Genomic DNA, 26,388 nt, shown 5'->3' with positions numbered 1-26,388 from the left:
GTCCGGGTCGCCTCTCCAAGAGGCTGATGCGGGCCGATTTGTCGTTTTGGACGGCGCGCAGGGGCCGGTCTCCACCGGACGCGCGTGACACCCGGCCCGGCCTCAGGTCCGGCGCCCCATGGAGAGACACCTTGGCTCGTATCGCTGGCGTTAACATCCCGACCAACAAGCGCGTCGTCATCGCGCTGCAGTACATCCACGGCATCGGCCCCAAGAAGGCCGAGGAGATCACCGGCAAGGTCGGGATCCCGGCCGAGCGTCGCGTCAACCAGCTGACCGACGCCGAAGTGCTGTCGATCCGCGAAACGATCGACCGCGACTACATCGTCGAGGGCGACCTGCGCCGCGAAGTCTCAATGAACATCAAGCGCTTGATGGATCTGGGCTGCTACCGTGGCCTGCGCCACCGCCGCAACCTGCCGGTCCGCGGCCAGCGCACGCACACCAACGCGCGCACCCGCAAGGGCAAGTCCAAGCCCATCGCCGGCAAGAAGAAGTAAGAATCTTCGAACTGGGAGGCCGCGCGGCGCGCCGCCTCCCGACCGTCGCGCCGGATCTCCGGCGTGCCGAAGCCCGCGTCGCGGCCCGGTGATCCGGGACCGCGCCGCCCGTATCGCAGCAGACTCCCGAGCGCCTGGAATGACGGGCGCGCCTGAAGGACGAAAGAACACATGGCCAAGGAAGCAACCCGCGTTCGTCGCCGCGAACGCAAGAACATCGTCTCCGGCGTCGCGCACGTGAACGCGTCGTTCAACAACACGATGGTCACCATCACCGACGCCCAGGGCAACACCATCTCGTGGTCGTCCGCCGGCGCCATGGGCTTCAAGGGTTCGCGCAAGTCGACTCCCTACGCCGCCCAGGTCGCTGCCGAGGACGCTGCCCGCAAGGCTGCCGAGCACGGCATGCGCACCCTTGAGGTCGAGGTCTCCGGTCCGGGTTCGGGTCGTGAATCGGCCCTGCGCGCCCTCCAGGCCGCCGGCTTCACCGTGACCTCGATCCGCGACGTCACCTCGATCCCGCACAACGGCTGCCGCCCGCGCAAGCGTCGTCGCGTCTGAACGGACGCCGTCGCGAACCTTTGGGTCCTGTCACGGAGACGCGCGTGTCGAATGCTCAGAATCCGCTTCCGGGTGTGCTGCGGTGGAGCTTGGGTGATCTGACGATCACGGTGATGAACGACGGCTACCTCCAGGGGTCGCTGGATCTCGTCACCGGGATCGATCGTGCGGAGGCCGGCGCGCTGCAGGCGGCCGGTTTTCGCGCGCAGGATCCCCGGATCACGCTCAACGCGTTCCTGATCACGGGTCCCGGGCGCAAGCCGCTCCTCATCGACAGCGGGATGGGCCATTTCGGTGGACCGTCCCTCGGCCGCGTCCCGGCCGCCCTCGCGGCGGCTGGCGTCGCGCCCGAGAGCATCGAGACCGTGCTGCTCACGCACCTCCATCCCGACCATGCCGGTGGCCTGATCACGGATGACGGCGCCGCAGCCTACCCGAACGCCGAACTCGTGGTGCATGCCGACGAGGCCGCGCACTGGCTCGACGAGGGCGCTCTCTCGCGGGCGCCCGATGCCGCGAAGCCGTATTTCGAGATGGCCCGCCAGGCGACCTCGCCCTACGGGCAGCGCCTGCGCACCGTCACCGGCGGCCAGGTGGCGCCCGGGATCGAGGCGGTCCCGCTGCCGGGCCACACGCCGGGCCATACCGGTTACCGCATCACGTCGGGCGACGCGTCGCTTTTGATGTGGGCAGACATCGTTCATCTGCCGGCGATCCAGTTCAAGCAGCCGGAAGCCGGTATGGTCTTCGACGTCGACGGGGATCAGGCACGCGCCGTGCGTCGCCGGATGCTCGATGCCGTCTCGAGCGACCGGACGTTCGTGGCGGGTGCGCACCTGGAATTTCCGGCCCTGGGCTACGTCGCCCGGGACGGGGCCGCCTACAGTTTCGTTCCGGAACTCTGGGTCGCGGCCCAGTAACCGTCCGCGCTCGTCGCGGACGCAACCGTTTTCAGCCCGCCGGGCGCCGATGGCGCGGTGTCGACGGGCCATGCACGGGCCACCCATGTGGGCCGCGCCGATCTTGCGAGAGGTAGCATCGTGGTCATTCAGAAGAACTGGCAAGAGCTCATCAAGCCGAACAAGCTCCAGGTCTCGACCGGGCACGACCCCAAGCGGGTCGCCACCGTCGTCGCCGAGCCCCTGGAGCGCGGCTTCGGCACCACGCTCGGCAACTCCCTGCGCCGCGTGCTGCTGTCCTCGCTCCAGGGCGCGGCCGTGACCTCGGTGCAGATCGACGGCGTGCTGCATGAATTCTCGTCGATCCCCGGCGTGCGCGAGGACGTCACCGACATCGTCCTCAACATCAAGACCATCGCCATCCGCTCGCAGACCGATGCGCCCAAGCGCCTGACCCTGCGCAAGACCGGCCCCGGCATCGTCACCGCCGGCGACATCGGCACCGTGGGCGACGTCCAGATCCTGAACCCCGACCTCGTGATCTGCACGCTCGACGACGGCGCCGAGATCCGCATGGAGTTCACGGTCGCCACCGGCAAGGGCTACGTGCCGGCCGAGCGCAACCGCCCCGAGGACGCGCCGATCGGCCTGATCCCGGTGGACGCGCTGTTCTCCCCCGTCACCAAGGTGTCCTACCGCATCGAGACGACCCGCGAGGGGCAGGATCTCGACAAGGACAAGCTGACGATGACGATCGAGACCAACGGCGCGGTGTCGCCGGAGGATGCGCTGGCCTACGCCGCACGCATCATTCAGGACCAGCTCCAGGTGTTCGTGAACTTCGAGGAGCCCCGCAAAGAGGAGGCGCAGCCGCTCGCGCCGCAGCTCCCCTTCAACCCGGCCCTGCTCAAGAAGGTCGACGAGCTCGAGCTCTCGGTGCGTTCGGCGAACTGCCTGAAGAACGACAACATCGTCTACATCGGCGACCTCATCCAGAAGTCCGAGGGCGAGATGCTGCGCACCCCGAACTTCGGCCGCAAGTCGCTCAACGAGATCAAGGAAGTGCTCGCCGCGATGGGCCTGCACCTCGGCATGGACATCCCCGGCTGGCCGCCGGAGAACATCGAGGACCTCGCCAAGCGCTTCGAAGAGCACTACTGAGGCGCACACACCGTCATTCCGGGGCCGCACAGCGGAGCCCGGAATCCAGACCCGCCGACGGTGCCGATTGGATCGGAACCTCTGTTTCTGGATCCCGGGCTCGCCTTCGGCGCCCCGGGACGACGCATGGAACGGGACGAACGAGACCGCCCGGCCCGAGACAACGAATCCCGCCGCGGGGTCATGCGGAATCAACAGCCCCGAAGATCGATTCGGAGGGGCGCTTGGCCGTACCGTGGCACGGCGGCCATCAACCAAGGACAGCCATCATGCGTCATGGATTTCGCGGTCGTCGTTTCAACCGCACCACCGAGCACCGCAAGGCGATGTTCGCCAACATGTCCGCCGCGCTGATCAAGCACGAGCAGATCGTCACCACCCTGCCGAAGGCCAAGGACCTGCGTCCGGTCATCGAGAAGCTGATCACGCTGGGCAAGACCGACAGCCTGCATGCCCGCCGTCTCGCCATGTCGCAGATCCGCGACGAGGCCATGGTCCGCAAGCTCTTCGCCGTGATCGGCCCGCGCTACAACACCCGTCCGGGCGGCTATTGCCGCATCATGAAGGCCGGCTTCCGCTACGGCGACAACGCCCCCCTGGCGGTCATCGAGTTCGTCGACCGTGACGTCGACGCACGCGGCAAGGATTCCGGGCGGGTGCTGGTGGACGACGCGGCGTAAGAAACGCTTCTCTCCAGAGATCCAGAAGGCGGCCTCCGGGCCGCCTTTTTCGTTGCGCGATACGCTGCCTCAGGCGGCCCGGTCGAGGAGGCGCGAGACCTCCGCCGCGAGATCGGCCGATTCGAAGGGCTTGCGCAGCACCGGCAGGTCGGCCGGGATCGGAATCGCCTCGGCATGCCCGGTCACGATGAGCACGGGCACGTCCGACCAGCGCGCGCGCACGATCTCGGCGAACTCGACGCCGGTCATTCCCGGCATCGCCAGATCGGCCACGACGAGGTCGAACCGGCCCTGCTCCATCAGCGACAGGGCGGTCGAACCGTCGCTGGCCTCGCGCTCGCTGTAGCCGAAGCTCGACAGGAAGGAGGCCGTCACGTGCCGGACCTCGGGGTCGTCGTCGACGACGAGGATGCGCGCGCTCCGGCCGGGGGCGATGGCTGCGCCGGGCCGCGCCGCCTCGCTCGGGCTCGCCGCCTCGACCCGCGGCAGGATGATCTGCACGCGGGTGCCTTCCCCGGGCACGCTCTCGATCCGCAGGCGCCCATGGGATTGCTGGGCGAGGCCGAACACCATGGCGAGGCCGAGGCCCGTGCCCTGGCCCACGGCCTTCGTCGTGAAGAACGGCTCGCAGACCCGGGCGAGGATCTCCGGGGCGATGCCGCTGCCCGCATCGGTGATCTCGACGGACAGGTAGGCCCCGGCCGGCAGGTCGGGATCGTCCTCGAGGGCGAGGCTGCGGGTGGCCACGACGATCCGGCCGCCCTCGGGCATCGCGTCCCGGGCGTTGATACAGAGGTTCAGGACCGCGAGTTCGAGCTGGTCCGGATCGACGCAGGCGGCGGGCGCCTCGGGCGCCAGGATCGTCTCGACGGTGACGAGGCCGCCGAGGCTGCCGGCGAGGAGGTCGTTCATCCCGGTGATGAGGTCGTTCACGTCGACGGCGCGGGGGCGCAGGTCGCGGGAGCGGCTGAAGCTGAGGAGGCGCTTGGTGAGGGAGGCGCCGCGCTGGGCCGCCTGCATCGCGTTGCCCACCAGGCGCTGGACCCGCGGCTGGTCGGCGACCTTCGGCGCGACGAGTTCGAGGCTGCCGAGGATCGCCATCAGCAGGTTGTTGAAATCATGGGCGATGCCGCCGGCCAGGGTGCCCAGCGCCTGCATCTTGTCCGACTGGCGCAGGCGCGCCTCCAGGGTCTTCTGCTCGGTGACGTCCCGCTCGATGGTGGCGAGGTGGGTGATCTCCCCGGCCGCGTCGCGGATCGGCACGCGGATGACGTGGCGCCAGTGCTCGGCGCCGATCGCCCCTTCGGCGACCAGGCTTTCGCTGGGTTCCCCGGCGGCGATGGCGGCGTCGTCCGCGCTGCGGATCGCCTCGCCATCACCCAGGATCGCGCCCTCGGTGCGTCCGAGGCAGCCGGCGACCTCGTCGCCGAGGCCCGCGGCCTTGCGGGCGTTGAGGCGCACGAAGCGCCCCTCGGCATCCTTGAAGGAGATCGCGTCCTCGGCGTTGTCGAGGAGGCCGCGCAGGAGCGCCCGCTCGGTGGCGAGGTCGCGGCCGAGCTGGTGGCGCTCATAGGCCTGCCGCACGGTGTTGCGCAGCAGGTTCGCGTCCCAGGGCTTCGTCGCGTAGCCGGTGATGCCGCCCTGGTTCAGGGCCGCCACCACCGCGCTCATGTCGGCGTACCCGGTCAGCAGGATCGCCTGGGCGTCATGGCGCTTGCGCGCCTCAGCCAGCATGGCGTCGCCGGTCATGCCGGGCATGCGCTGGTCCGAGAGGATCACGGCGATGTCCGGGTTGTCGGCCAGGATCTGCAGCGCCTCAACCGGCTTGGTGGTCGTGAGGACGCGGTACTGGTCTTCGAACAGGTCCTCGAGGGCGATGAGGATGTCCGGTTCGTCGTCGACGGCGAGGATTGTGCCCTGTGACATGCTCAACCCGCCTGCCGTGGAATGCCGATCACGAAACAGGCCCCGCCTCCGGGGGCGGCCTCGACACTGAGCGTGCCGCTATGCGCCTGCACGACACTGTAGGCAATCGCGAGGCCGAGGCCCGTCCCCGAACCGACGGGTTTCGTGGTGAAGAACGGTTCGAAGATCTTCTCCCGCAGCGTTTCGGGAATGCCGGGTCCGGTATCGCTGATCCGGATGATGTCGGTGTCGGGGAGACTGCGCGTCTCGATGGTGATGGTGCCGGGCTCGGGCATCGCGTCCGCGGCGTTTCCGAGGATGTTCATGACGACCTGGTTCAGCAGGGCGGGCGTGCAGTGGATCTCCGGTCGGCCGGCGAAATCCCGGACCACCGCGATCCGTTCGCCGAGCTTGTGCTGGATCAGGGCAAGCACGGTCTCGATCGCCTCCGGCACGTGCACCAGGGTGCGCTCGCCCTCGTCCAGGCGGGAGAACTTGCGCAGGTTCAGGACGAGGTCCTGGATGCGGGTCAGGCCCATGCGCATCGCCCCGACGCGGTCGCCGCATTTCTTGAGCCGGCGCGGGCTGTCGGGAGAATCCGGGGCGGCGGCGACCTCGCCGAGGATGCGCTCCACGGTACCCTGGTGGGCGAGGATGAAGGCCAGGGGGTTGTTGATCTCGTGGGCGATGCCGGCCACCAACTCGCCGAGGGAGGCCATCTTGGCGGCCTGGACGAGCTTGGCCTGTGCATCGGTGAGCTTGCGGTTGGCGGTGGCGAGGTCGGCATTGGCCTGTTCGAGGGCCCCGGCGAGCGCCGCCCGCGCCTCGGCGGCCTCGGCCTCCGCCCGGGCGCGCTCCAGGGCCCGCTCGCGGGCGCCGAATTCCCCGGCGATCCGCCGGTTGTCCTCCTCGAGGAGCTTGCGGCGCACGAGGCTGCGGACCCGCATCACCAGGATCTCGCCATCGGATTTCGAGACGACGTCGTCGGCACCAGCCGCGAAGGCCTCGACGAGGAAGTCCTTGGTCGGGTTCGAGCCGGCAATGCCCACGACCTGGAAGGTCGGCGCGCCGGCCTCGCGGCCCGCCAGACCGGCGTTGCGATGGTCGCTGATCGCCCGGCACAGGGCGAGGCCGTCATAGGTCGTGGCGAGGAGGTCGATCGTCACGCAGTCGAAGGCGGCACCTTCCGCCGCGAGGGCTGCCAGAGCTGTGGCGTGGCTGTCCGCGGTGGTGACCTCCTGGCCCTCGTGGGCGAGCAGGCCGGCGAGGAAGGTCCGGTAGGTGGCGCTGGCATCGACCACGAGGACGCGGCCGCGGCGGAAGGCGGAGATGCCCGGTCCGTCGGTGCCGCCCATGCGCTCGCGCAGAAGGGCGCGGATGCGCAGCACGAGGAGATCCCGGTCGGCCGACTTCGCCACGTAGGCGTCGGCGCCGCTCTCCAGGCCCTGGCGCTCGCCGTCGCGGGCGCCGGTGAGCATCAGGAGGGGCAGAGCGCGGGTGCGCAGGGACAGCCGGAGCTGGCGGGCGAACTCGTCGCCGTTCATGCCGGGGAGATGGTGGTCGGCCACCACCAGATCGGGCAGGCGGGTGTTGAGGTGATCGAGGGCGGCCTCGGCGGTGGCGCAGCGCTCCACCGCGAAGCCCTTGGATTCGAGCAGCAGCCGCAATTCCAGCGCCTGGGTCTCGGAATCCTCGACCAGGAGGAGGCGGGGCGGGACGGCCTCGGTCACGGCGCGGCCTCCGCGACGCGGGCGAGATGGGCGGCGATCCGGTCCAGGGGCAGGACGGTCCCGGCGGCCGACAGGCGGATGGCGGCGGCCGGCATGCCGAACACCACCGCGGTGCTCTCGTCCTCGGCCACGGTGAGGCCCCCGGCCCGGCGCAGGTCGAGCAAGCCGAGGGCGCCGTCCTCACCCATGCCGGTGAGCAGCACGCCGATGCCGCGCGCGCCGGCGTGCCGCGCGACCGAGCGGAACAGGGCCGTGGCGGCCGGGCGCTGCCCCCCCACCGGGGCAGCGTCGGTGATCCGCAGGTGACCGCCGCCGCCGAGTTCGAGGTGCCGGTCCCCCGGCGCGACGTAGACGCGGCCGGCCTCGGCGCGCTCGCCGTCGCGGGCGAGGCTCACCGACAGGCCGACGACTCCATTCAGCCAGCTGGCGAAGCCCTCCATGAAGGCGGGGCCCATGTGCTGGACCACGAGGACCGGCAGGGGAAACCGCGCCGGCAGAGCTCCGATGACGCGGGCGAGGGCAGGCGGCCCGCCGGTCGAGGCCGCGATCGCCAGCACGCTGGCGGCCTCCGGCACCTTGAGCGCGGCCGCCACGGGCGGTGGGCTGGCGAGGCGGCCGGCCCATTCGGAGCCGATCGGCCGGCGCCGGATCACCGGCACGGCGGCCATGATGCGCAGCTGCGTGCAGATCTCGCTGGCCGCGGCGTCGTAGCCGGCATTGGTGGTCGCCACCGGCTTCTCCACCACCGAGAGGGCGCCGGCGCGCAGGGCATTCATCGAGATCCGCAGGGACGAATCCTCGATCGCGTCGGCGATGACCACGATGGGCGTCGGCCGCTCGGCCATGATCCGCCGAGTCGTCTCCAGGCCGTCGATGCCGGGTAGGCGGATGTCCATCGACACGACGTCGGGCCGGACCTGCCCGATCGTCGCCAGCGCCTCCTCGCCCGAGGCCACGGCCGCGACGACCTCGAGGCGCGGATCCCGGCCGACGATGTGGATGAGGAGCTGGCGCACCACCAGGGAATCCTCGACCAGCATCACCCGTATCCGCGCGGGCGCCCCCGGCGTCGATCCGTCCCGCTCGTGTCCGATCACAGCAATTGCCCGATGGTGTCGAGGAGCTTGCGCTGGTCGAAGGTCTGCTTCGTCAGGTAGGCGTCCGCGCCGAGGTCGAGGCCGCGCGCCACGTCCTCCGCGTCGCCGCGCGACGTCATCAGGATGATCGGGAGATGCGCGAAGGCCTCCTCGGCACGCAGAGCCTTGAGCAGGCCGAAGCCGTCGAGGCGCGGCATCTCGACGTCGGCGACGACGAGATCCACCGGTTCGATGCCCGCGCGCAGGCGGTCGAGTGCATCCTGGCCGTCGACGCAGACGACGACGCGGTACCCTGCCGCTTCCAAGATACCCTTCTCCAAGGTTCGCGTGGTGATGGAGTCGTCCACGACGAGGATCGTCGAACGTGGCGCCTGGGCGATCGTTCCGCGGTGGCCTGTGGGTTGCGGCGCCGCAGTCCCGCCGGTCTCGGCCGCCCGGGCGATCAGGCCGTCGGCATCGAGGACCAGGGCGGGCCGGTCCCCCGGCAGGATCACCGTTCCGGTGATCAGGCGCGGATCGGTCCCGATCGGCGGCGCCGGCAGCACGCGCAGGGTCGTCACGTCGGACAGCGCCTCGACGGCGAGCACGCAGCGGCGCCCGTTGCCCCGGAGCAGGATCGCCGGGCAGGGCTCCCCGGCTTCCCGAGCGCTCTCCGAAAGGCCGAGGAGGCCCGCGAGGTCGAGGACCGGCAGGCTGACGGAACTGCCCTCGATTTCCACCTGTGCCACGGTCCGGCCCATGACCTGGGCGAGGGCGCTCCGGTCCAGGCGCAGTAGCCGCTCGGCCGAGGCGCTCGGGATCGCGTAGGTGATCGCCCCGGCCTGCACGAGAAGCATCGCCCGGCGCGCGGCCGAGAGGGGCAGCGTCATGACGAGTTCGGTGCCGAAGGGCTCGCGCGGCGCGAGCCGGACGGTGCCGCCGAGGCGGCGCGCCGCATCCGCCACCACCGAGAGGCCGATGCCCCGGCCCGAGAGGGTGTCGATCGCGGTGGCGGTGGAGAAGCCCGGCTCGAAGACCAGGGCGAGGAGCGCCTCCGGCCCCGGATCGGCATCGGCGTCGAGCAGGCCGCGGCGGCGGGCGGTCTCGGCGATGGCGACGAGGTCCGGTCCGCGCCCGTCGTCGTGGATGCGGACGACGAGGCGCCCGCCCTGGACCTCGACGTCGAGACCGATGGCCTGGGCGTCCGGCTTGCCGAGGCGCCGGCGCGCCTCCGGCGGTTCGGCCCCATGGCTCAGGGCGTTGCGCAAGGCGTGCAGGACCGGGTCCTTGAGGACCTGGAGCATGCCCCGGTCCAGGGGGAGGTCGAGGCCGCGCACGGTCACCTCGATGGGGCGGTCGGCCTCGCGGGCCTGGTCGCGCAGCGCCCGCGCGAACCCGCCGAAGGCACTTTCGGCGGGGACGAGGGCCAGTCGCTCGGCCTCGCCGGCAACCCGGTTCATGGCGCCGTCCACGGAGGAGGCGAGAGCGCTGCGGACCCGGACGAGGTCGGCGGCGTCGCGCGCCAGGGCGAGGAGCCCGGTCTCCAGGCTGCGCGTATCCGCTTCCGGCTCCGATCCGCGGGCGCCGCGTCGGCGCTCGGCGAGGCGGACGAGGTCGGTGGCCCGCCGGCCGAGACGGGCGATGCCCTCCGCCAGCACGGCCTCGCCACCGAGGGCGCTGGCCAGTTCGTGCGTCGCCCGCGTCAGGGCCTCGATCGCATCGGCCGGGACCCGCAGGAGCGTCTGCGCGGCCTCGGCGGGCGCCTCCGCCTGAGCGGGCTTCGGCGGCAGGGCAACGGCCGGGGGCGGGGCGGCAGCCGGAGCCGGAGCCGGATCCGACGCCTGCGGATCGAGGGCGCGATCGAGTGCCGCGAGGGCGTCGGCCGGCATGTCCGGTCCCGCCCCGTCGGTCAATCCGGCGACGTAGGCCTCGATCCGGTCGAGGGCGAGGTGCACGGCTGCGGCGGCCGGGCGGGTCAGGCCGCCCTCCTGCGCCACGATGCGCTCGAACAGGGTCTCCAGGCGATGGGCGACGGCCTCCACCGCCGGCAGGTCGACGGCCCGGGACGCGCCCTTGAGGCTGTGCGCCCTCCGGAAGACGTCGTTCCAGTCGGGCGCATGCTCGCCGGCTTCGCCCACGAGGGCGGCGCGGATCGCATCGATGTGCTCGCGGTGCTCGACCTCGAACGCCGCGAGAAGAAGCTGGCGAATGTCCATCCGTCGCCTAAGGCCGCCCCAGGGTTGCGGCGGTTTCCCTACCTTCGGAAACCGCGCGAAGCCATTCGTGAACCGTGCGCTTTCGGCTTTTCCCAGATAGCCGGACGCCGTGTCAGTGTCGGTAGCGCTCGGCCAGCGTCATCAGGGCCTGGGCGAGCTCGGTGAGGTTGGCGGACGCGGCCTCGACCTCGCGCGTGCCGGCCGCCGTCTGCTGGCTCGCCTGGCGGATGTTCTGCAGGGCGCCCATCACCTGCTCGATGCCGAGCTGCTGCTGGTTCGTCGAGGCGACGATCTGCTGGAAGGTCTGGACGCTCTCCTCGACCCGGGCGGTGATCTCCTCGATGGTCCGCTGCGTGGTGTCGGAGCGGGCCTTGCCGGTGGCGGCGCGCTTGACCGCCTCCTCGGTGAGCATGACCGAGGTGTTGATGCCGCGCTGGATCTCGCCGAGGATCGTGCGGACCTGCCCGGTGGCCGCCTTGGCCTGGTCGGCCAGGATTTTCATCTCCGAGGCGACCACGGCGAAGCTGCGCCCGCTCTCGCCGGCCGCCGCGGCCTCGATGGCGGCGTTCAGCGCCAGGAGGTGGGTGCGCTCGGAGATGTCGTTGACCGTGGTGATGATGTCGCCGATCGCCTGGGTCTTCTCGGAGAGGGCGACGATGTTGCCGGCGACCGCCTCGGCCTGCTCGCGAATCGAATCCATCGCCCGCGCGGTGTCGGCCACCGCGCGCAGGCCGGCCCGGGAGGTCTGGGCGGTGGACTGCGCGGTGGCGATGACCTCGCCGGCGCGCTTGCCGATCTGGGCGCCCGAATGGGTGATCTCGTCGACGGTGGCGGCGGTCTCCTGCACGGCGGCGAACTGCTCCTCGACGCTGGCCGCCTGCTCCTGGGCTGAGGCGCGGATCTCGGCCGCCGCGGCGTTGAGGTCGGAGGTCGCGGCCCGGTTCGTCCGGGCGAGGTCGGCGAGGCCCGCCACCATCCGGTTGAGGGTGCGCCCGAGCCGTCCGATCTCGTCCTTGCCGCGGGCGTCGAGGGTGCCCGAGAGGTCGCCCTCGCCGACGCGCTCGGCGAAGGCCATCACGGCCTCCAGGGGGCGCACCACGGCGCGACTGATCAGCAGGGTGATGAGGATGCTGAGCAGGATGCAGGCGCCCAGCGTCAGCAGGATCGAGAGCCGGCTGCGCTCGTAGAGGTCGGCGACGCTGCGCTGCCCGGCGGCGATGCCCTCGTCGAGGGCGTTGCGGGTCCGCTCGATGTCGTTGAGGAACATCTCCTGGCTGCGGTTGAGCGCGTCGTTGCGCGCCTCGACCCCGTCGACGTCCTTGGCGGCGACGGCGGCGAGCTGCGCCTCGCTCGCGCTGCGCAGCTCGCGCAGCTCGGCCATGGCCTCGATGGCGATGCCGTTGATCTTGCGCCAGGCGAGGGCGCGTTCCTCGGAGACCGATCGAGCCCGGTAGGCGTCCGTCGCGCGGACGAGTTCGGTCAGGATCGCGTCGGCTTCCGTGGCGGTCCGGCGCCAGGAGGTGGAGCCGTCCTCCCGCTCCGGCCCGCCCCGCGCCCGCATCAGCAGCGCGATGATCGCGTTGCGGCGCTGCAGGCCCATGTCGCGGGCCTTGTTGGCGAGGTCGTCGAGCTGGCGCGCCACCGTGAGGTCGCGGGTGACGATGCCATCGGTGGTGTCGCGCACCACGCCGATCTGCCCGAGGGCATAGAAGCCGAGCGCCACGATGACGATGGTGATGGCGACGAAGCCGAGGAGGATGCGTTTTCCGATCGAGATCGACACGTGGGGCTCCAGGCTCCGGGAATTCGGCCGAGACCGGGGCGGGGGTACCCCGGGTCAAGGCATCGCGAGACGTCTCACCGCCGGAGCGGCATCGGGGCAGGCGCGGTCACGGCAGGTACCGGCGCAGCAGGCGCGGCACGTCAACGACGACGAAGCCGGGTTCCCCGTCCGGGCCGGCACCGGGCGGGGCATAGCCCGAAACCGCCTCGGTGCTCAAACCGGCCTCGCCGAGAGCCGGAGCATCCGCCGCCAGGGTGATCTCGGCCACGCCAAGGACGCGGTCGACCGCCAAGGCCACCGGGACCCCGGCACCTCGCAGCAGGACCACGTGGCCTTCGCCGCTCGCCACCTCGGCGCCGCGCCCGAGGGCGCGGGCGAGGGCGATCAGGCTGACGACGCGGCCGGAGATGGCGATGAGACCGAGCACGGCCGGCGGGGCGCCGGGCAGGGGGGTGACGGGCCGGGCCGGCAGCACCTGGGCCACCTGCGCAAGGGCGAGGGCGAAGCGGTCGCCGCCGCAGTCGCAGACGAGGAAGGCGCGGGTCGGCCGCGCGACCTCGGTGGTCGCGCGGACCCGCCGGGCGAGCAGGCGGGAACGTTCGGCGCGCAGGGCCTGCAGGCGGGCGGCGGGGGCTTCGACCCGGGTCTGCGTCACGGCCCTTCTCCTGTCACGCCGGCGCGGGCGAGGGCGGCGCTGCGCGCGAGCTCGCGCGGGCCGAGCCCGTCGCCCTCCGCCACCACCGCATCCGGCGCCAGGGATTGGGCCAGACGGATCGCGTTGTCGAGGGCCCGCACGGCCTCCATGCGTCGGCCGAGGCCGATCATCAGCAGGCCGAGCTGGTAATGCGCCATGACGAAGGCCCGGTCGAGGTAGAGCGCGCCGCGCCAGGCCCGCTCGGCCTCCGCCTCGCGCCCGAGGCTGCGCGCGAGAAGGCCGTCATAGTAATGCAGGGCGGCGTCGGTCGGCGCGGTCCGGATCGCGGCCCGCACCGCCCGCCAGGCCTCGGCCGTCTCGCCGGCATCGGCCAACGCCCGGATACGCGCCAGTTCGTTCGCCGGCCCGACGGGCTCCGGGGCGGCCGGCCCCGCCTCTTCGGGCGATCCGATCTCCACCGGAGCCGAAGCGGGCGTCGCGACGACGACGGGGGTGGAGGCGGGAGCGGGGGCGGGGGCGCTGTCGGGGAGCAGCACCGGCACCCAGGGCGGCGTGACGATCGCCGGGACCGCGCCGCGCGGACGGTAGGCGACCGTCCCGGGCAGGTTCACGGGCTCCAGCATCGCCGCGATGGCGGGGTTCGGCTCGGCATGCCCGATGAGGAGCCAGCCCTCCGGCGTCAGGCGCCGGCCGAGGGCGCGCACGATGCCCAGGACGGTGTCGGCCTCGAAATAGATGAGCACGTTGCGGCAGAGGATGAGGTCGAACTCCGCCAGGGGCGGGGTGCCCCGGACGTCCAGGAGGTCCATCAGGTTGCGCCGCTCGAAGCGCACCATGCGTCGGAATTCCGGTCGCAGGGCGTAGGTGCCGTCCCGACCCGGCCCCGCGACGGCCGGGCCGGGCACGAAGTAGCGCAGGCGCTCGCCCGGCGGCAGGGTGCGCAGGGCCCAGCGGCCGTAGATCCCCGCTCGCGCGGTCGCCAGGGCGGCGGTGCTGATGTCGGTGCCGAGGATCGAGACCCGCCACTCGGGCAGGGCGGTCCCCAGGAGTTCGTGCAGCAGGATGGCGATCGAATAGGGCTCGGCCCCGGTGGAGCAGCCGGCGCTCCAGACACGGAGCGTGCGCTCGGCCGCGCGGCCGGCGAGGAGGGCCGGCAGGATGGTGGTGCGCAGGGCCGTGAACTGCTCGGCGTAGCGGAAGAAGAACGTCTCGCCGATGGTGATCTCGGCCTCCAGGGCCGCCCATTCCGGGCCGCCGGTCAGGCGATCGTCGAGGCAGGCGCCGTAGGCCGTCGCATCGGCGACCCCGAGGGCCCGGAAGCGCTTGCGCAGGCGGTCGAACAGCAGGTCGTCCTTGTCGGCATAGTAATGGTGGCCGGTGCGGGCGATGATCCGGGCCTTGAGGGCCGGGAAGCCCGGATCGACCTCCGGGCCGGAGCGCGGCGGACGGGTCATGGGCGCTGCGTGCCGGGTCGCGATCGGGCTCAGGCCATCGGCAGTGCGGCGAGGCGCTCGGCCGCCGCATCGGCCAGGGCCGAGAGCCGCGCCCGCTCTTCCGCCGTGAGGAGGTGGGCCAAGCCGAGCACGTGGATCAGCCCGTCGTCCCGGGCGATCTCGCCGACGACACAGCCGTTCAGGGTCCGCTCGGCCGCGACCGGACGGAGCGCGGCGGTCTCGACCGTGATCAGGTCCTCGACGCGGTCGACCAGGAATCCGGTGGTCCCCGGCGCATCGAGCAGAATGTGCCGGTAGGCCTCGATTTCCGGGCGGACGGCCTGCGCCCCCAGGCCGAGGAGACGAGCGAGGTCGACCACCGGGACGGGGCTTCCGCCGAGATTGAGGAACCCGGCGAGCGGGCCGCCCCCGGCCGGCGGCGCGTGCAGCTCCGGCAGCGGCAGCACCTCGCTCATGGACGTCCGCGCCAGCGCACAGGTCACGCCTGCGACGTCGAGGAGGAGGAAGTCGCTGGTCTCGGACAGGGGCGGGGTCCTCGCAGGCGGGGCGGGACCGGAGAGGGCGGCCCAGGCTTCCTGTCGTGATAGGACGGCGATGCCCGGCTGGGCAAACACGAATCCGTGCCCCAATCTCGCCCGTGCCCTCGCGGGCGCCACCACGCATACTCAGAGATCTTCAGAGCCCAGCGCCCCTGCGCCGGGACGACCCGCCCCAGGAGTTTCCGCATGTCCCGACCCGCCCACGCCCTCCTCGCCGCCCTGACCGTCGCCCTGCTCGCCGTCCCGGGCGCGGCGTCGGCCGAGACACCCGGCGCGGACTGGCTCACGCCGGCCCAGACCAGACAGGCCCTGAAGAGCGCGGGCTACAGCGAGATCACCAAGCTCGAAGCCGATGACGGTCATTGGGACGGTGAGGGGATCAAGGACGGACGACGCATGCGATTCGATGCGGACCCGAAGACCGGCGCCATCCTCGGCGAAGTTCCCGTCGAGTAATTCGGCCTGCAACCGTCGCCCGTTGCCCGGTAGTCTGCGACGCCGGAACCGGCAAGATCGTGCGCCTCGGCGTTGACCGGTGTCGCCACCTTCGGTAAGACACCCCTCACGATTTTTCGATTCGCCCGGTCGGGCGGACGAACGAGGCGAACGAAGACGCGATGCGTGCCATCCTTATCGTAACGGAAGCGCCACCGACGGGGCGGACCTGACAACAGGGTCCGCGATCCGAACGGTGGCGCATGCAGGGTCCCTCGGGGCCCTTTTTTATTGCCGCGACGCGCCGGACGACACGAGCAGCACAGACAGTTTCAAGGAGCAGGACGATGGGCGGCGAGGTCATGACCGGGGCCGAAATGGTCATCCGGGCGTTTCAGGATCAGGGTGTCGACACGCTGTTCGGCTATCCCGGCGGCGCGGTGCTGCCGATTTACGACGCGCTCTTCCACCAGGAGACCCTGAAGCACATCCTCGTGCGCCACGAGCAGGGGGCGGTCCACGCGGCTGAAGGCTATGCCCGCTCGTCCGGCAAGGTCGGCTGCGTCCTGGTCACCTCGGGGCCCGGGGCTACCAACATCATCACCGGCCTGACCGACGCGCTGCTCGATTCGATCCCGCTCGTCTGCATCACCGGCCAGGTCCCGACGCACCTGATCGGTACGGACGCCTTCCAGGAATGCGACACGGTCGGCATCACCCGCCACTGCACGAAGCACAACTACCTGGTCAAATCGATCGACGACCTGCCGCGCATCCTGCACGAGGCCTTCTACGTCGCCGCCAACGGCCGCCCCGGCCCGGTCGTCATCGACCTGCCGAAGGACGTCCAGTTCGCGTCCGGCGTCTACGAGCGCCCGACCCAGAATGGCCACAAGACCTACAAGCCGGCCTTCAAGGGCGATGCGGCGCAGATCCAGGCGGCGATCGAGCTGATGGCCTCGGCCCGCCGTCCGATCCTCTACACCGGCGGCGGCGTCATCAATGCCGGCCCGCACGCCTCGACCCTGCTGCGCAGGCTGGCGGCCGAGACGGGTTTTCCCGTCACCTCGACCCTGATGGGCCTGGGCGCCTTCCCGGCCTCGGACGACCAGTTCCTCGGCATGCTCGGCATGCACGGGACCTACGAGGCCAACCTGGCGATGCATGATTGCGACGTCATGGTCTGCATCGGCGCCCGCTTCGACGACCGCATCACCGGCCGCCTCGACGCCTTCGCGCCGTTCTCGAAGAAGATCCACGTCGACATCGACGCCTCCTCGATCAACAAGGTCGTCAAGGTCGATGTCGGGATCGTCGGCGATTGCGGCTCGGTGCTCGAGGACATGCTGGCCGCCTGGAAGGCGCAGCCGCGCCAGCCGGACAAGGGCCGCCTGGAGGATTGGTGGACCAAGATCCGCACCTGGAAGGCGCGCGACTGCCTCGCCTACTGGCCGTCGGGCACGATCATCAAGCCGCAATACGCCGTCCAGCGCCTCTACGAGGCCTGCAAGGACCGGGAAACCTACGTCACCACCGAGGTCGGGCAGCACCAGATGTGGGCGGCCCAGTACTTCAAGTTCGACGAGCCGAACCGCTGGATGACCTCCGGCGGCCTCGGCACCATGGGCTACGGCCTGCCGGCGGCCATCGGCACGCAGCTCGCCCACCCGGAGGGTCTCGTCATCGACATCGCCGGCGAGGCCTCGATCCTGATGAACATGCAGGAGCTGTCGACGGCGGTGCAGTACCGCCTGCCGGTCAAGATCTTCATCCTGAACAACGAGTACATGGGCATGGTGCGCCAGTGGCAGGAACTGCTGCACGGCTCGCGCTACTCGCAGAGCTATTCCGAGAGCCTGCCCGACTTCGTCAAGCTGGCCGAGGCCTACGGCGCCAAGGGCATCCGCTGCGAGAAGCCGGGCGACCTCGATGCCGCGATCGCCGAGATGCTCGACTATGACGGTCCGGTCGTCTTCGACTGCATCGTCGACAAGAAGGAGAACTGCTTCCCGATGATCCCGTCGGGCAAGGCGCACAACGAGATGCTGCTGTCGGACTACCTCGGCGAGACCGGGGTCGAGCTCGGCGACGTCATCTCGGAAGAGGGCAAGATGCTGGTCTGAGCCTCCGGACCCATCCAGACGCAACCGGACCGGGCGCCGCCGCGCCTGGTCCTTTTCCGATCGGCCCACCGGGCCACCGAAGACACGCGATCGCAGACGAAGATCCGGGGCACGCCATGAACGCCATGAACACGCACTATCCCGATGCCGGCCGGGTCGAGCCGATCAACCGGCACACCCTGGCGGTGATCGTCGACAACGAGCCCGGCGTGCTCGCCCGGATCTCGGGCATGTTTTCGGGCCGCGGCTACAACATCGAGAGCCTGACGGTGTCGGAGACCGAGGTGGCGCGTCACCTCTCCCGCATCACCATCGTCACCGCCGGCACCGACGCGGTGATCCAGCAGATCAAGGCGCAGCTCGACCGCCTCGTGCCCGTGCACCGGGTCGTCGACCTCACCCTCCAGGGCAAGGCCCTCGAGCGCGAGCTCTGCCTCGTGAAGGTGGCGGGCACCGGCGAGCACCGTACCGAATCGCTCACCCTCGCGGCGGCCTTCGGCGCCAAGACCCTCGACGCCACCCTGAACTCCTTCGTGTTCGAGGTCACCGGCACCACCGAGGAGATCGACCGCTTCATCGGCCTGATGACGGTGATCGGCCTCGTGGAGATCTCCCGCACCGGCATCGCCGCCATGGGACGCGGCGCCGAGCCGATGTAGGGTTCGGGGCCTCGTAGACCCAGGTAGGCCTTGGCCGCGGGATCGCGCTATGATGGCGGTGATCCGCGGCGGAGGAGAGCCATGGAAGCCAAGCTGGAGCGGGCAGGCGCGGATTACGCGGTTCGCCTGTCCGCGGATGAGGTCCGCAGCCTCGGTTTGTCCGAAGGACAGACCGTGGAAGTTTTGCCGAAGGCCATGCGCGGAAACCCGGCGAGCCCCGTCGCTCCCGAACAGGGGCGACGCATCGTGAACGGGCTGCCCGTCTACACGATGGCCGAGATGGTGGCCGAGGCACGCCGCCTGGGCCCCGATTTCGAGCCGCCGACCGTGGATTGGGGGGCCGACGTCGGCTCCGAAATCATCGATGACGACGCTCCGTACTGACCGCGCACGCCAGCCGGGCGAGATCCTCCTCGTCGATCTCGAGCCGGTCCTCGGTACCGAGCAGAACGGACGCCGGCCCGCCCTCGTGATCTCGAACGAGGCCATGCATCTTCTGGCACCGCGCGTCATCGTCTGTCCGATCACGCGCAGCCGCAATCCCTGGCCGACCAAGGTCCTGCTGCCCGACGGCCTGCCCGTCGAAGGCGCCGTCCTGGTCGATCAGGTCCGCTCCATTGACAGGAACGTCCGCATCCTCAGGTCACTCGGCTTCGTCCCGAATGCCATCCTCGCCGAGGTCCGGGGCAAGCTCGCGACCCTGATCGGCATCACCTGGAACGATCCGGAGACACCATGACCACCCTCTACTACGCTCCCGGCGCCTGCTCGCTCGCCTCCCACATCGCCCTGGAGGAGACGGGCGTGCCCTACGAGACCGTGCGGCTCGACCTCGCCAAGGGCGACCAGCGGGCGCCCGAGTACCTCGCCGTCAACGAGCGCGGCCGGATGCCGGCGCTGGTGGAGGGGGACTGGGTGCTCACCGAGAACACCGCGATCCTGCGCCACATCGCCCGCACGCATCCGCGGGCCGGGCTCTGGCCGGAGGCGCCGCGCGACCAGGCCCGGGTCGACGAGTGGCTCGGCTGGCTCTCCACCGGCCATCACATCGCCTATGCGCATATCCGCCGGGCCGAGCGCTACACCGGCGATGAATCCGCGTTTCCCGGCATCCAGGCCAAGGGCGCGGAGACCTGCGGCGACCTGTTCACGATGACCGAGGTCAAGCTGTCCAACGGCGGCTGGGCCCTGGGCGAGGCCTACAGCGTCGCCGATCCCTACCTGCTGCTGTTCTGGACCTGGGGCCGCGGCCCGGCGCTGCGCTTCGACATGGCCGAGCGCTTCCCCGCCTGGACGCGCCACGCCCGCGCCATGGCCGCGCGCCCGGCCGTGCGCACCGTGTTCGCCCGCGAAGGCCTGACGCTGCCCGAATAGGCAGTCGGTGCGGCCGCTCCCCCTTGTCCGGGGCACCGAATCGGACTAGGACACCGCGTACCGTACGGTACGGTACTGGTTTTCGGATCGGCATGAGCGCGACGGCCACACGCGACGAGACGGTGCAGGAGGCGCCTTCGGCCCGCCAGAAGGCGGTGCTCGATGCCGTGCTCGCTCTCCTCGTCGAGGAGGGGGACCAGCTCACCATGGACGCGGTAGCGCGCCGGGCGAGCTGCTCGAAGGAGACCCTCTACAAGTGGTTCGGCGACCGCGACGGCCTCCTCACCGCCACGGTGCGCTGGCAGGCCTCGCGGGTCCATGCCGGCCGCGACGCGGACGGGGCCCTCGACGCCGAAACCCTGCGTGAGCGCCTGCTCGACTTCGCCGTGAGCTGGCTCGACGTCATCGCGGGCCGCACCTCGGTGGTGCTCAACCGCATCGCCATCGCGCATGCCGGCTCGCGCAAGGGAAACCTCGGCGCCATCGTGCTGGCGAACGGCCGCCTCGCCATCGGCGCGCGGGTCAAGCCCGTGCTGGAGGCGGGACGCGCGGCCGGGCTCCTGGCGTTCGAGGACAGCGAGACCGCCTTCCGAACCTTCTTCGGCCTGGTCGGCCGCGATATCCAGATTCGACTCCTCCTCGGCGACGCGCTCGACCTCGACGCCGCCGAGATCCGACGCGACGCGGCCCGCGCCGTCGACCAGTTCCTGGCCCTGTACGGCCGGGCCCGTTCCTGACACCCCAAGAGAAGAGGATACATTCCATGCGGGTCTATTACGATCGCGACGCCGACCTCAACCTGATCAAGGGCAAGAAGGTCGTCATCGTCGGCTACGGCAGCCAGGGCCATGCCCACGCGCTCAACCTGCGCGATTCGGGCGTCAAGGACATCGTCATCGCGCTCCGCGAGGGCTCGGCCACCGCCAAGAAGGCGGAGCACGAGGGCTTCAAGGTGATGTCGGTCGCCGAGGCCGCCCGCCAGGCCGACGTCGTCATGATGCTGACCCCGGACGAGCTCCAGGGCGACATCTACAAGGAGTCCCTTGAGCCGAACATGAAGCAGGGCGCCGCCCTCCTGTTCGCCCACGGCCTCAACGTGCACTTCAACCTGATCGAGCCCCGCAAGGACCTCGACGTGCTCATGGTCGCCCCGAAGGGCCCCGGCCACACCGTGCGCGGCGAGTACCTCAAGGGCGGCGGCGTGCCGACCCTGATCGCCATCGCGCAGGACGCCTCGGGCAACGCCCACGACCTCGGCCTGTCCTACGCTTCGGCGAACGGTGGCGGCCGCGCCGGCATCATCGAGACCACCTTCAAGGAAGAGTGCGAGACCGACCTGTTCGGCGAGCAGGCCGTGCTCTGCGGCGGCCTCGTCGAGCTGATCAAGGCCGGCTTCGAGACTCTGGTCGAGGGCGGCTACGCCCCCGAGATGGCCTATTTCGAGTGCCTGCACGAGGTGAAGCTCATCGTCGACCTCATCTACGAGGGCGGCATCGCCAACATGAACTACTCGATCTCGAACACCGCCGAGTACGGCGAGTACGTCACGGGTCCCCGCATCGTCACGCCCGAGACCAAGGCCGAGATGAAGCGCGTCCTCAACGACATCCAGTCGGGCAAGTTCACCCGCGACTGGATGCTCGAGAACAAGGTCGGCCAGACCTCGTTCAAGGCCACCCGCGCCAAGCTCGCCGCTCACCCGATCGAGGAAGTCGGCGCCAAGCTGCGCGGCATGATGCCGTGGATCTCCGAGAAGGCCCTCGTCGACAAGGCCAAGAACTGAGACAAGGCCTAGAACTGATTTTTGCACGTTGCAGCCGGGCTTCGCTCGGCTGCGCGTCGCGGAGGAAGCCGGCGTCGCGCGAGCGGCGCCGGCTTTTTCGTGCGCGGACGACAGGTCGCCTCGCCCTCACCATGGCGAGAGATGAAGGGATCGAATGTTGTGCTCGGAGAGGTTTCCCGCGATCATCGCCGCCAACGGCTGCCCGGTTGAGAGCGGCCGAAACGCAGAGGAACCCATGGCATCGCTCTATTACGATGAGCATCGCGCGCTTCAGGAAGAGTTCAACACCGTCAAGCTCGCGCAGCGCCTGGACACCGGATGGGTTCAGGAGCAGATCGGCGAGACCGAGGCCGCCTTCATCGGCAGCCGGGACATGTTCTTCCTGTCCACCGTCGACCCCGACGGCATGCCCACCGTCTCCTACAAGGGTGGCAGCCCCGGCTTCGTGAAGGTGCTCGACGGCAACACGCTGGTGTTCCCGGGCTTCGACGGCAACGGCATGTGGTACTCGATGGGCAACATCGAGGGGCAGTCCAAGGTCGGCCTGCTGTTCATCGACTTCGAGACCCCGCACCGGGTCCGCGTCCAGGGCCATGCCCGGATGCTGCGCGACGATCCCCTGATGGCCGAGTACACGGAAGCCAAGTACCTCGTACGCGTCGAGGTCACGAAGGCCTGGGTCAACTGCCCGCGCTATATCCACAAGTACCAGAAGGTCTCGCAGAACCGCTACGTGCCGACTCCCGACAAGGAAACGCCGCTCGCCCTCTGGAAGCGCCTCGACATGGTCGCCGACGTCATCCCGGAAGAGGACAAGGCCCGCGTCGCGAAGGAGGGCCCGATCGAGCTGCCCGAGTACGAGGCCCGGGTCGCGCGCGGCGAGAGCTGACGGCCCCGGAGCGGCCATCTCCCGCACTCGAGGAGGGCCGCTCCTTCCGCCTCAGACCATCCGCAGGCGCGGCCCGCGCCGGACGAAGCCGACGATGTCCTTGACCGCGTCGAGGGTGGGGGCCGCGATGGCCTCGGCCCGCTCGGCGCCGTCGGCCAGCACCGCGTCGATCTCGGCCGGATCGGCCACGAGGCGCTTCATCTCGGCCCCCAGCGGCGCCAGGGTCTCGACGGCGAGTTCGACGAGCGCGCCCTTGAAGGCCGAGAACTGCGCGCCGCCGAAGTCGTGCAGGACCTCCTCGCGCGAGACGTCCTTCAGGGCCGCGAAGATACCCACGAGGTTGTCGGCCTCGGGGCGGCCGGAGAGCCCCGCCACCTCGGAGGGGAGGGCGTCCGGGTCGGTCTTGGCTTTCCGCACCTTCGCCGCGATGGCGTCGGCGTCGTCCGTGAGGTTGATCCGCGAATTGTCGGAGGCGTCTGACTTCGACATCTTCTTGGTGCCGTCGCGCAGGCTCATGACGCGCGCCGCCGGCCCGCCGATCAGCGGTTCGGTGACGGGGAAGAACCCTTCACCGGCGTCGTGTCCATGCGCGGCGATCGAGTCCGCGAAGTCGTTGTTGAACTTCTGGGCGATGTCGCGGGTCAGTTCGAGGTGCTGCTTCTGGTCCTCGCCCACGGGCACGTGGGTGGCCCGGTAGGCCAGGATGTCGGCCGCCATCAGCACGGGATAGTCGTAGAGCCCGATCGAGGCGTTCTCCCGGTCCTTGCCGGCCTTGTCCTTGAACTGGGTCATGCGGTTGAGCCAGCCCAGCCGCGCCACGCAGTTGAAGATCCAGGCGAGTTCGGCGTGCTGGGGCACCTGGCTCTGGTTGAAGACGATCGAGCGCCTGGGGTCGATACCGGCGGCCAGGAACGCGGCGGTGACCTCGCGGATCTGACCCTTGAGCGCCGCCGGGTCCTGCCACAGGGTGATGGCGTGCAGGTCGACCACGCAGTACAGGCACTGCGCATCCCGCGCCTGCATCTCCACGAACCGCTTGATGGCGCCGAGATAATTGCCGAGATGCAGGTTCCCGGTCGGCTGTACGCCCGAGAACACCAGTTCCTTGAACGCGGTCATCGCGGCGGGGTCCTCGTGCGGATTGGGTGAGGCGGCCGCCAGCGAACATCCGCCCGGCCAAGCGCCGGTTTCTGGACGCCGGGCCGGGACCGGTCAAGGCTTGTCGATCAGGGCTCGCGGATCGTGCCCCCGGCGCCCATGCGGGCCTGTCCTTCAGGGCAGAGGTCGAGCAGGACGCAGCGGCCGCAGGCGGGGTTGCGGTGATGGCAGACCTTCTGCCCGTGCAACATCAGCACTTCGTGGTTGTCGTAGAGGGCCTGCGCGCTCCAGTCGGCGGGCAGTTGCGCCCGCAGTATCGGGTGCGACGGCCCGACATCGACGCGAGGGCCGATGAGCCCGGTGCGCTGGGCGACACGGTGATGATGGCTGTCCACCGGCAGGGCCGGCATCCGCAGGACGCTGAAGGAGAGCACCGCCGCGCTAGTCTTCGGCCCCACTCCGGGGATCGCCTCCAGCCAGGCCCGGGCCTCCTCCACCGCCATGTCCTTGAGGAAATCGAGGGTGAGGGCGCCCTGGCGCGCTTTCACGGCAGAGAGGATGGCCTGGAGCCGCGGCGCCTTCAGTTCCGGCCAGGTCACCCCGGCAATGGTGGCCTCGATCTCGGCGACGGGGGCCGCCAGCATCCCGTCCCAGTCGGGGTAGCGGGCCCGCAAAGCCTTGAAGGCGCGGCCGGATTCTGCGTTGCGCGTCCGGTGAGAGAGGAGCGAGGAGACCAGTTCGCTCAACGGGTCGAGGCTGTGGAAGTACGGGATCGGGCAGCCATAGACCGGGCAGAGCCGGGCGTGGATCGCCCGCGCCTTGTCGCTGAGGGCAGGATCGACGACCGGGGTCGCAGCGGGCTTCGCGGGTCGGGTCCGGCGGGGGCGGGGGCCGGCGAGGTCGTGCCCTGATGCGATCGGCATGCTGGATGAATCCGCCCGAGTCGTCGCGGTTCCCGGATGCGGCGCCGGCTCACCTCCGGGCTGACGGATTCGGCAAAGCGTAACGCCCAGCCCCGGCGGGGCGCCTTGCATGACGCAGTGCAATGTGAAACCCTGGAACGGTCATCAAAGACGGTACGGGAGAGCCCAGGTCGAGCGTTTCACGCGAGCGAAGCCTTCGAACCATGGCGCCGACGGAGCAACCACCCCCGGAAACTCTCAGGCACAATCACCGTACCGTTGGACAATCTGGAGAGAGGCGCCTGACGGCGTCCACCGAAGGAGAAATCCCGGACCGCATTGGCGGTCGGGGAGAAGCTCTCAGGTAACCGCGACAGATGGGGGCAGCCGGAAACGCTCAGCCGAGCTTCCGGAAGCTGTTTGTCGTGGAGTGATCCGATGTCCCCCGATGTTGCCCGCACGCCCCTGCATGCCTTCCATCTGCGCCATGGCGGCCGCCTGGTGCCGTTCGCGGGCTACGCCATGCCGGTGCAGTACCCGGCGGGCCTGCTGAAGGAGCACCTCCATACGCGGGCCGCGGCCGGCCTGTTCGACGTGTCGCATATGGGCCAGATCCGGCTCACCCCGCGCTCGGGCGACGTCGACGACGCGGCGCGCGCGCTCGAAACCCTGCTGCCCATCGACGTGCTCGGCTTGAAGCCGGGCCGGCAGCGCTACGGGCTCCTTCTCGACCCGGCGGGCGGCATCCGCGACGACCTCATGGTCGCCCATTGCGGCGACAGCCTCTTCCTCGTGGTCAATGCCGCTAACAAGGTCGCCGACGAGGCGTATCTGCGGGCGCATCTCTCCGACATCTGCGAGGTGACGGTGCTGGCCCGCGCCCTCGTCGCCCTGCAGGGGCCCGGCGCGGAGGCCGCCCTGGCGCGGCTCGCGCCGGAGGTGGCCGAGATGCGCTTCATGGACGTGCGGATGCTCGGGCTGCTGGGCGCCTCCGCCATCGTCACCCGCTCCGGCTATACCGGCGAGGACGGCTTCGAGGTCTCCGTGCCCGAGGACCGGGCCGAGGCCCTGGCCGAAGCGCTGCTGGCCGATCCCGCGGTGCTGCCGATCGGACTCGGCGCCCGCGATTCCCTGCGCCTCGAAGCCGGGCTCTGCCTGCACGGCAACGACATCGATCCCGGCACCGACCCGGTGGAGGCCGGCCTGTCCTGGGCGATTTCCGGCGTGCGCCGGCGGGGCGGGGCCCGAGCCGGCGGCTTTCCGGGTGCCGCCCGCATCCTCGACGCGCTGGAGGCCGGCCCCGCCCGCAGGCGGGTCGGCCTGCGTCCGGAGGGGCCCGCCCCGGTGCGGGCGGAGGCACCCCTCTTCGCCGACGAGACCGGGGACGCCGTCGGTCAGGTCACCTCCGGCGGTTTCGGGCCGAGCCTGCAGGCCCCCATCGCCATGGGCTACCTGCCGGCGGCGCTCGGCGCCCCCGGCACGCGCGTCTTCGCCGGGGTGCGCGGCAAGCGCCTGCCCTTGGTGGTGTCGGGACTGCCCTTCGTTCCGGCGGGCTTCAAGCGCGCCTGACCCCCTTCCATCCAACACCCAGGAGAGAGCGATGCGGAAGTTCACGGACGAGCACGAGTGGCTGGACTGCGCCGGCGACGTCGCCACGGTGGGCATCACCGCCCACGCGGCCGAGCAGCTCGGCGACCTCGTCTTCATCGAGTTGCCGAAGGTCGGCGCCAAGCTGACCAAGGGCGAGGCCGCGGCCGTGGTCGAATCGGTCAAGGCCGCCTCCGACGTCTACGCCCCGGTCTCCGGCGAGGTGACCGAGGTCAACGAGGCGGCGGTGGCCGACCCGTCCAGCGTCGGGGCCGACCCGCAGGGTGCCGGCTGGCTCTACCGCATCCGCCTCGACGATCCGGCCAGCCTCGACGGGCTGATGGACGAGGCCGCCTACGCGGCGTTCGCGAAGTAGCGC

The 26,388-nt window shown here is 70.5% G+C and carries 26 protein-coding genes and 1 riboswitch; of the genes, 16 read left to right on the top strand and 10 right to left on the bottom strand.

The features are described from left to right. The first annotated feature begins 131 nt into the window (after nt 1-131). The 5 genes from rpsM to rplQ all read left to right on the top strand — a co-directional run bounded on the left by rpsM (nt 132) and on the right by rplQ (nt 3,801). Complete coding sequence (gene rpsM, locus ACXJY8_RS10925; RefSeq protein ID WP_019904471.1) at nt 132-500, top strand: 30S ribosomal protein S13; 369 nt, start codon at nt 132-134, stop codon at nt 498-500. Nucleotides 501-671: 171 nt separating this feature from the next. Then, nucleotides 672-1,061 (top strand): 30S ribosomal protein S11, encoded by a 390-nt coding sequence (rpsK, locus tag ACXJY8_RS10920; protein WP_056091630.1) that lies wholly within the window; start codon nt 672-674, stop codon nt 1,059-1,061. A 113-nt stretch (nt 1,062-1,174) separates the two neighbouring features. Further along, a complete protein-coding gene (locus tag ACXJY8_RS10915) occupies nt 1,175-1,981 on the top strand; it encodes an MBL fold metallo-hydrolase (RefSeq protein ID WP_463780535.1) in 807 nt (268 codons plus the stop codon). Between the two features lie 120 nt (nt 1,982-2,101). Further along, a complete protein-coding gene (locus ACXJY8_RS10910) occupies nt 2,102-3,121 on the top strand; it encodes a DNA-directed RNA polymerase subunit alpha (RefSeq protein WP_108037309.1) in 1,020 nt (339 codons plus the stop codon). 269 nt (nt 3,122-3,390) lie between these two features. Beyond that, on the top strand, nt 3,391-3,801 hold the full coding sequence (gene rplQ / locus ACXJY8_RS10905; RefSeq protein WP_463779956.1) for a 50S ribosomal protein L17: 411 nt from the start codon (nt 3,391-3,393) through the stop codon (nt 3,799-3,801). Nucleotides 3,802-3,870: 69 nt separating this feature from the next. On the opposite strand, the gene ACXJY8_RS10900 is transcribed toward rplQ, so the two are convergent. From ACXJY8_RS10900 to ACXJY8_RS10865, 8 genes are all read right to left on the bottom strand, one after another. Continuing rightward, a complete protein-coding gene (locus ACXJY8_RS10900) occupies nt 3,871-5,727 on the bottom strand; it encodes a response regulator (RefSeq protein ID WP_463779952.1) in 1,857 nt (618 codons plus the stop codon). 2 nt (nt 5,728-5,729) lie between these two features. Next, nucleotides 5,730-7,436, bottom strand: a complete 1,707-nt coding sequence (locus tag ACXJY8_RS10895; RefSeq protein WP_463779950.1) for a response regulator — start codon at nt 7,434-7,436, stop codon at nt 5,730-5,732. Further along, on the bottom strand, nt 7,433-8,476 hold the full coding sequence (cheB, locus tag ACXJY8_RS10890) for a chemotaxis-specific protein-glutamate methyltransferase CheB (RefSeq protein ID WP_463779946.1): 1,044 nt from the start codon (nt 8,474-8,476) through the stop codon (nt 7,433-7,435). The genes ACXJY8_RS10895 and cheB overlap by 4 nt, the downstream gene beginning before the upstream one ends. Before the next feature lie 53 nt (nt 8,477-8,529). Further along, entirely contained in the window at nt 8,530-10,728 is a 2,199-nt protein-coding gene (locus ACXJY8_RS10885) for a hybrid sensor histidine kinase/response regulator (protein ID WP_463779944.1), read from the bottom strand. A gap of 112 nt (nt 10,729-10,840) precedes the next feature. Next, on the bottom strand, nt 10,841-12,511 hold the full coding sequence (locus tag ACXJY8_RS10880; RefSeq protein ID WP_463779940.1) for a methyl-accepting chemotaxis protein: 1,671 nt from the start codon (nt 12,509-12,511) through the stop codon (nt 10,841-10,843). Between the two features lie 106 nt (nt 12,512-12,617). Further along, on the bottom strand, nt 12,618-13,166 hold the full coding sequence (locus ACXJY8_RS10875) for a chemotaxis protein CheW (RefSeq protein WP_463779935.1): 549 nt from the start codon (nt 13,164-13,166) through the stop codon (nt 12,618-12,620). Further along, nucleotides 13,163-14,620 carry a CheR family methyltransferase gene (locus ACXJY8_RS10870; protein WP_463779932.1) on the bottom strand — a complete coding sequence of 486 codons (1,458 nt, stop codon included), beginning with the start codon at nt 14,618-14,620 and terminating at the stop codon, nt 13,163-13,165. Before ACXJY8_RS10870 ends, ACXJY8_RS10875 begins: the two co-directional genes overlap by 4 nt. A 29-nt stretch (nt 14,621-14,649) precedes the next feature. Beyond that, on the bottom strand, nt 14,650-15,234 hold the full coding sequence (locus ACXJY8_RS10865; protein WP_463779926.1) for a chemotaxis protein CheW: 585 nt from the start codon (nt 15,232-15,234) through the stop codon (nt 14,650-14,652). Nucleotides 15,235-15,345: 111 nt separating this feature from the next. Between ACXJY8_RS10865 and ACXJY8_RS10860 the strand changes: the two genes are divergently transcribed. The 9 genes from ACXJY8_RS10860 to ACXJY8_RS10820 all read left to right on the top strand — a co-directional run bounded on the left by ACXJY8_RS10860 (nt 15,346) and on the right by ACXJY8_RS10820 (nt 22,422). After that, complete coding sequence (locus tag ACXJY8_RS10860; RefSeq protein ID WP_463779923.1) at nt 15,346-15,615, top strand: PepSY domain-containing protein; 270 nt, start codon at nt 15,346-15,348, stop codon at nt 15,613-15,615. Between the two features lie 326 nt (nt 15,616-15,941). Beyond that, the gene (locus ACXJY8_RS10855) at nt 15,942-17,717 is read left to right on the top strand and encodes an acetolactate synthase 3 large subunit (RefSeq protein WP_463779918.1); all 1,776 of its coding nucleotides are present in this window, start codon (nt 15,942-15,944) and stop codon (nt 17,715-17,717) included. A 116-nt stretch (nt 17,718-17,833) separates the two neighbouring features. Beyond that, nucleotides 17,834-18,376: an acetolactate synthase small subunit gene (gene ilvN, locus ACXJY8_RS10850; RefSeq protein WP_056183565.1), complete on the top strand. Its 543-nt coding sequence runs from the start codon at nt 17,834-17,836 to the stop codon at nt 18,374-18,376. 81 nt (nt 18,377-18,457) lie between these two features. Further along, a complete protein-coding gene (locus ACXJY8_RS10845) occupies nt 18,458-18,760 on the top strand; it encodes an AbrB/MazE/SpoVT family DNA-binding domain-containing protein (protein ID WP_463779915.1) in 303 nt (100 codons plus the stop codon). Then, nucleotides 18,741-19,115, top strand: a complete 375-nt coding sequence (locus ACXJY8_RS10840) for a type II toxin-antitoxin system PemK/MazF family toxin (protein ID WP_463779913.1) — start codon at nt 18,741-18,743, stop codon at nt 19,113-19,115. The genes ACXJY8_RS10845 and ACXJY8_RS10840 overlap by 20 nt, the downstream gene beginning before the upstream one ends. Beyond that, the gene (locus ACXJY8_RS10835; protein ID WP_463779911.1) at nt 19,112-19,750 is read left to right on the top strand and encodes a glutathione S-transferase family protein; all 639 of its coding nucleotides are present in this window, start codon (nt 19,112-19,114) and stop codon (nt 19,748-19,750) included. Before ACXJY8_RS10840 ends, ACXJY8_RS10835 begins: the two co-directional genes overlap by 4 nt. A gap of 92 nt (nt 19,751-19,842) precedes the next feature. Further along, complete coding sequence (locus ACXJY8_RS10830) at nt 19,843-20,487, top strand: TetR/AcrR family transcriptional regulator C-terminal domain-containing protein (RefSeq protein ID WP_463779909.1); 645 nt, start codon at nt 19,843-19,845, stop codon at nt 20,485-20,487. A gap of 26 nt (nt 20,488-20,513) precedes the next feature. Next, nucleotides 20,514-21,533: a ketol-acid reductoisomerase gene (ilvC, locus tag ACXJY8_RS10825; protein ID WP_463779907.1), complete on the top strand. Its 1,020-nt coding sequence runs from the start codon at nt 20,514-20,516 to the stop codon at nt 21,531-21,533. Between the two features lie 235 nt (nt 21,534-21,768). Continuing rightward, entirely contained in the window at nt 21,769-22,422 is a 654-nt protein-coding gene (locus ACXJY8_RS10820; RefSeq protein ID WP_463779905.1) for a pyridoxamine 5'-phosphate oxidase family protein, read from the top strand. A gap of 51 nt (nt 22,423-22,473) precedes the next feature. Here the strand turns inward: ACXJY8_RS10820 and trpS are convergent, their stop codons facing one another. Then, entirely contained in the window at nt 22,474-23,541 is a 1,068-nt protein-coding gene (trpS, locus tag ACXJY8_RS10815) for a tryptophan--tRNA ligase (RefSeq protein ID WP_463779902.1), read from the bottom strand. A gap of 107 nt (nt 23,542-23,648) precedes the next feature. Continuing rightward, nucleotides 23,649-24,443, bottom strand: coding sequence for an endonuclease III domain-containing protein (locus tag ACXJY8_RS10810; RefSeq protein ID WP_463779899.1), 795 nt, complete (start codon nt 24,441-24,443; stop codon nt 23,649-23,651). Nucleotides 24,444-24,700: 257 nt separating this feature from the next. Further along, nucleotides 24,701-24,809, top strand: a riboswitch (glycine riboswitch). Between the two features lie 51 nt (nt 24,810-24,860). Between ACXJY8_RS10810 and gcvT the strand changes: the two genes are divergently transcribed. Then, complete coding sequence (gene gcvT / locus ACXJY8_RS10805; protein ID WP_463779897.1) at nt 24,861-25,991, top strand: glycine cleavage system aminomethyltransferase GcvT; 1,131 nt, start codon at nt 24,861-24,863, stop codon at nt 25,989-25,991. Nucleotides 25,992-26,022: 31 nt separating this feature from the next. Next, the gene (gcvH, locus tag ACXJY8_RS10800) at nt 26,023-26,385 is read left to right on the top strand and encodes a glycine cleavage system protein GcvH (protein ID WP_463779894.1); all 363 of its coding nucleotides are present in this window, start codon (nt 26,023-26,025) and stop codon (nt 26,383-26,385) included. Nucleotides 26,386-26,388 lie beyond the last annotated feature (3 nt).

This window comes from Methylobacterium sp. TK31 (assembly GCF_055361545.1).
This window is presented reverse-complemented; position numbering and strand designations above follow the sequence as displayed.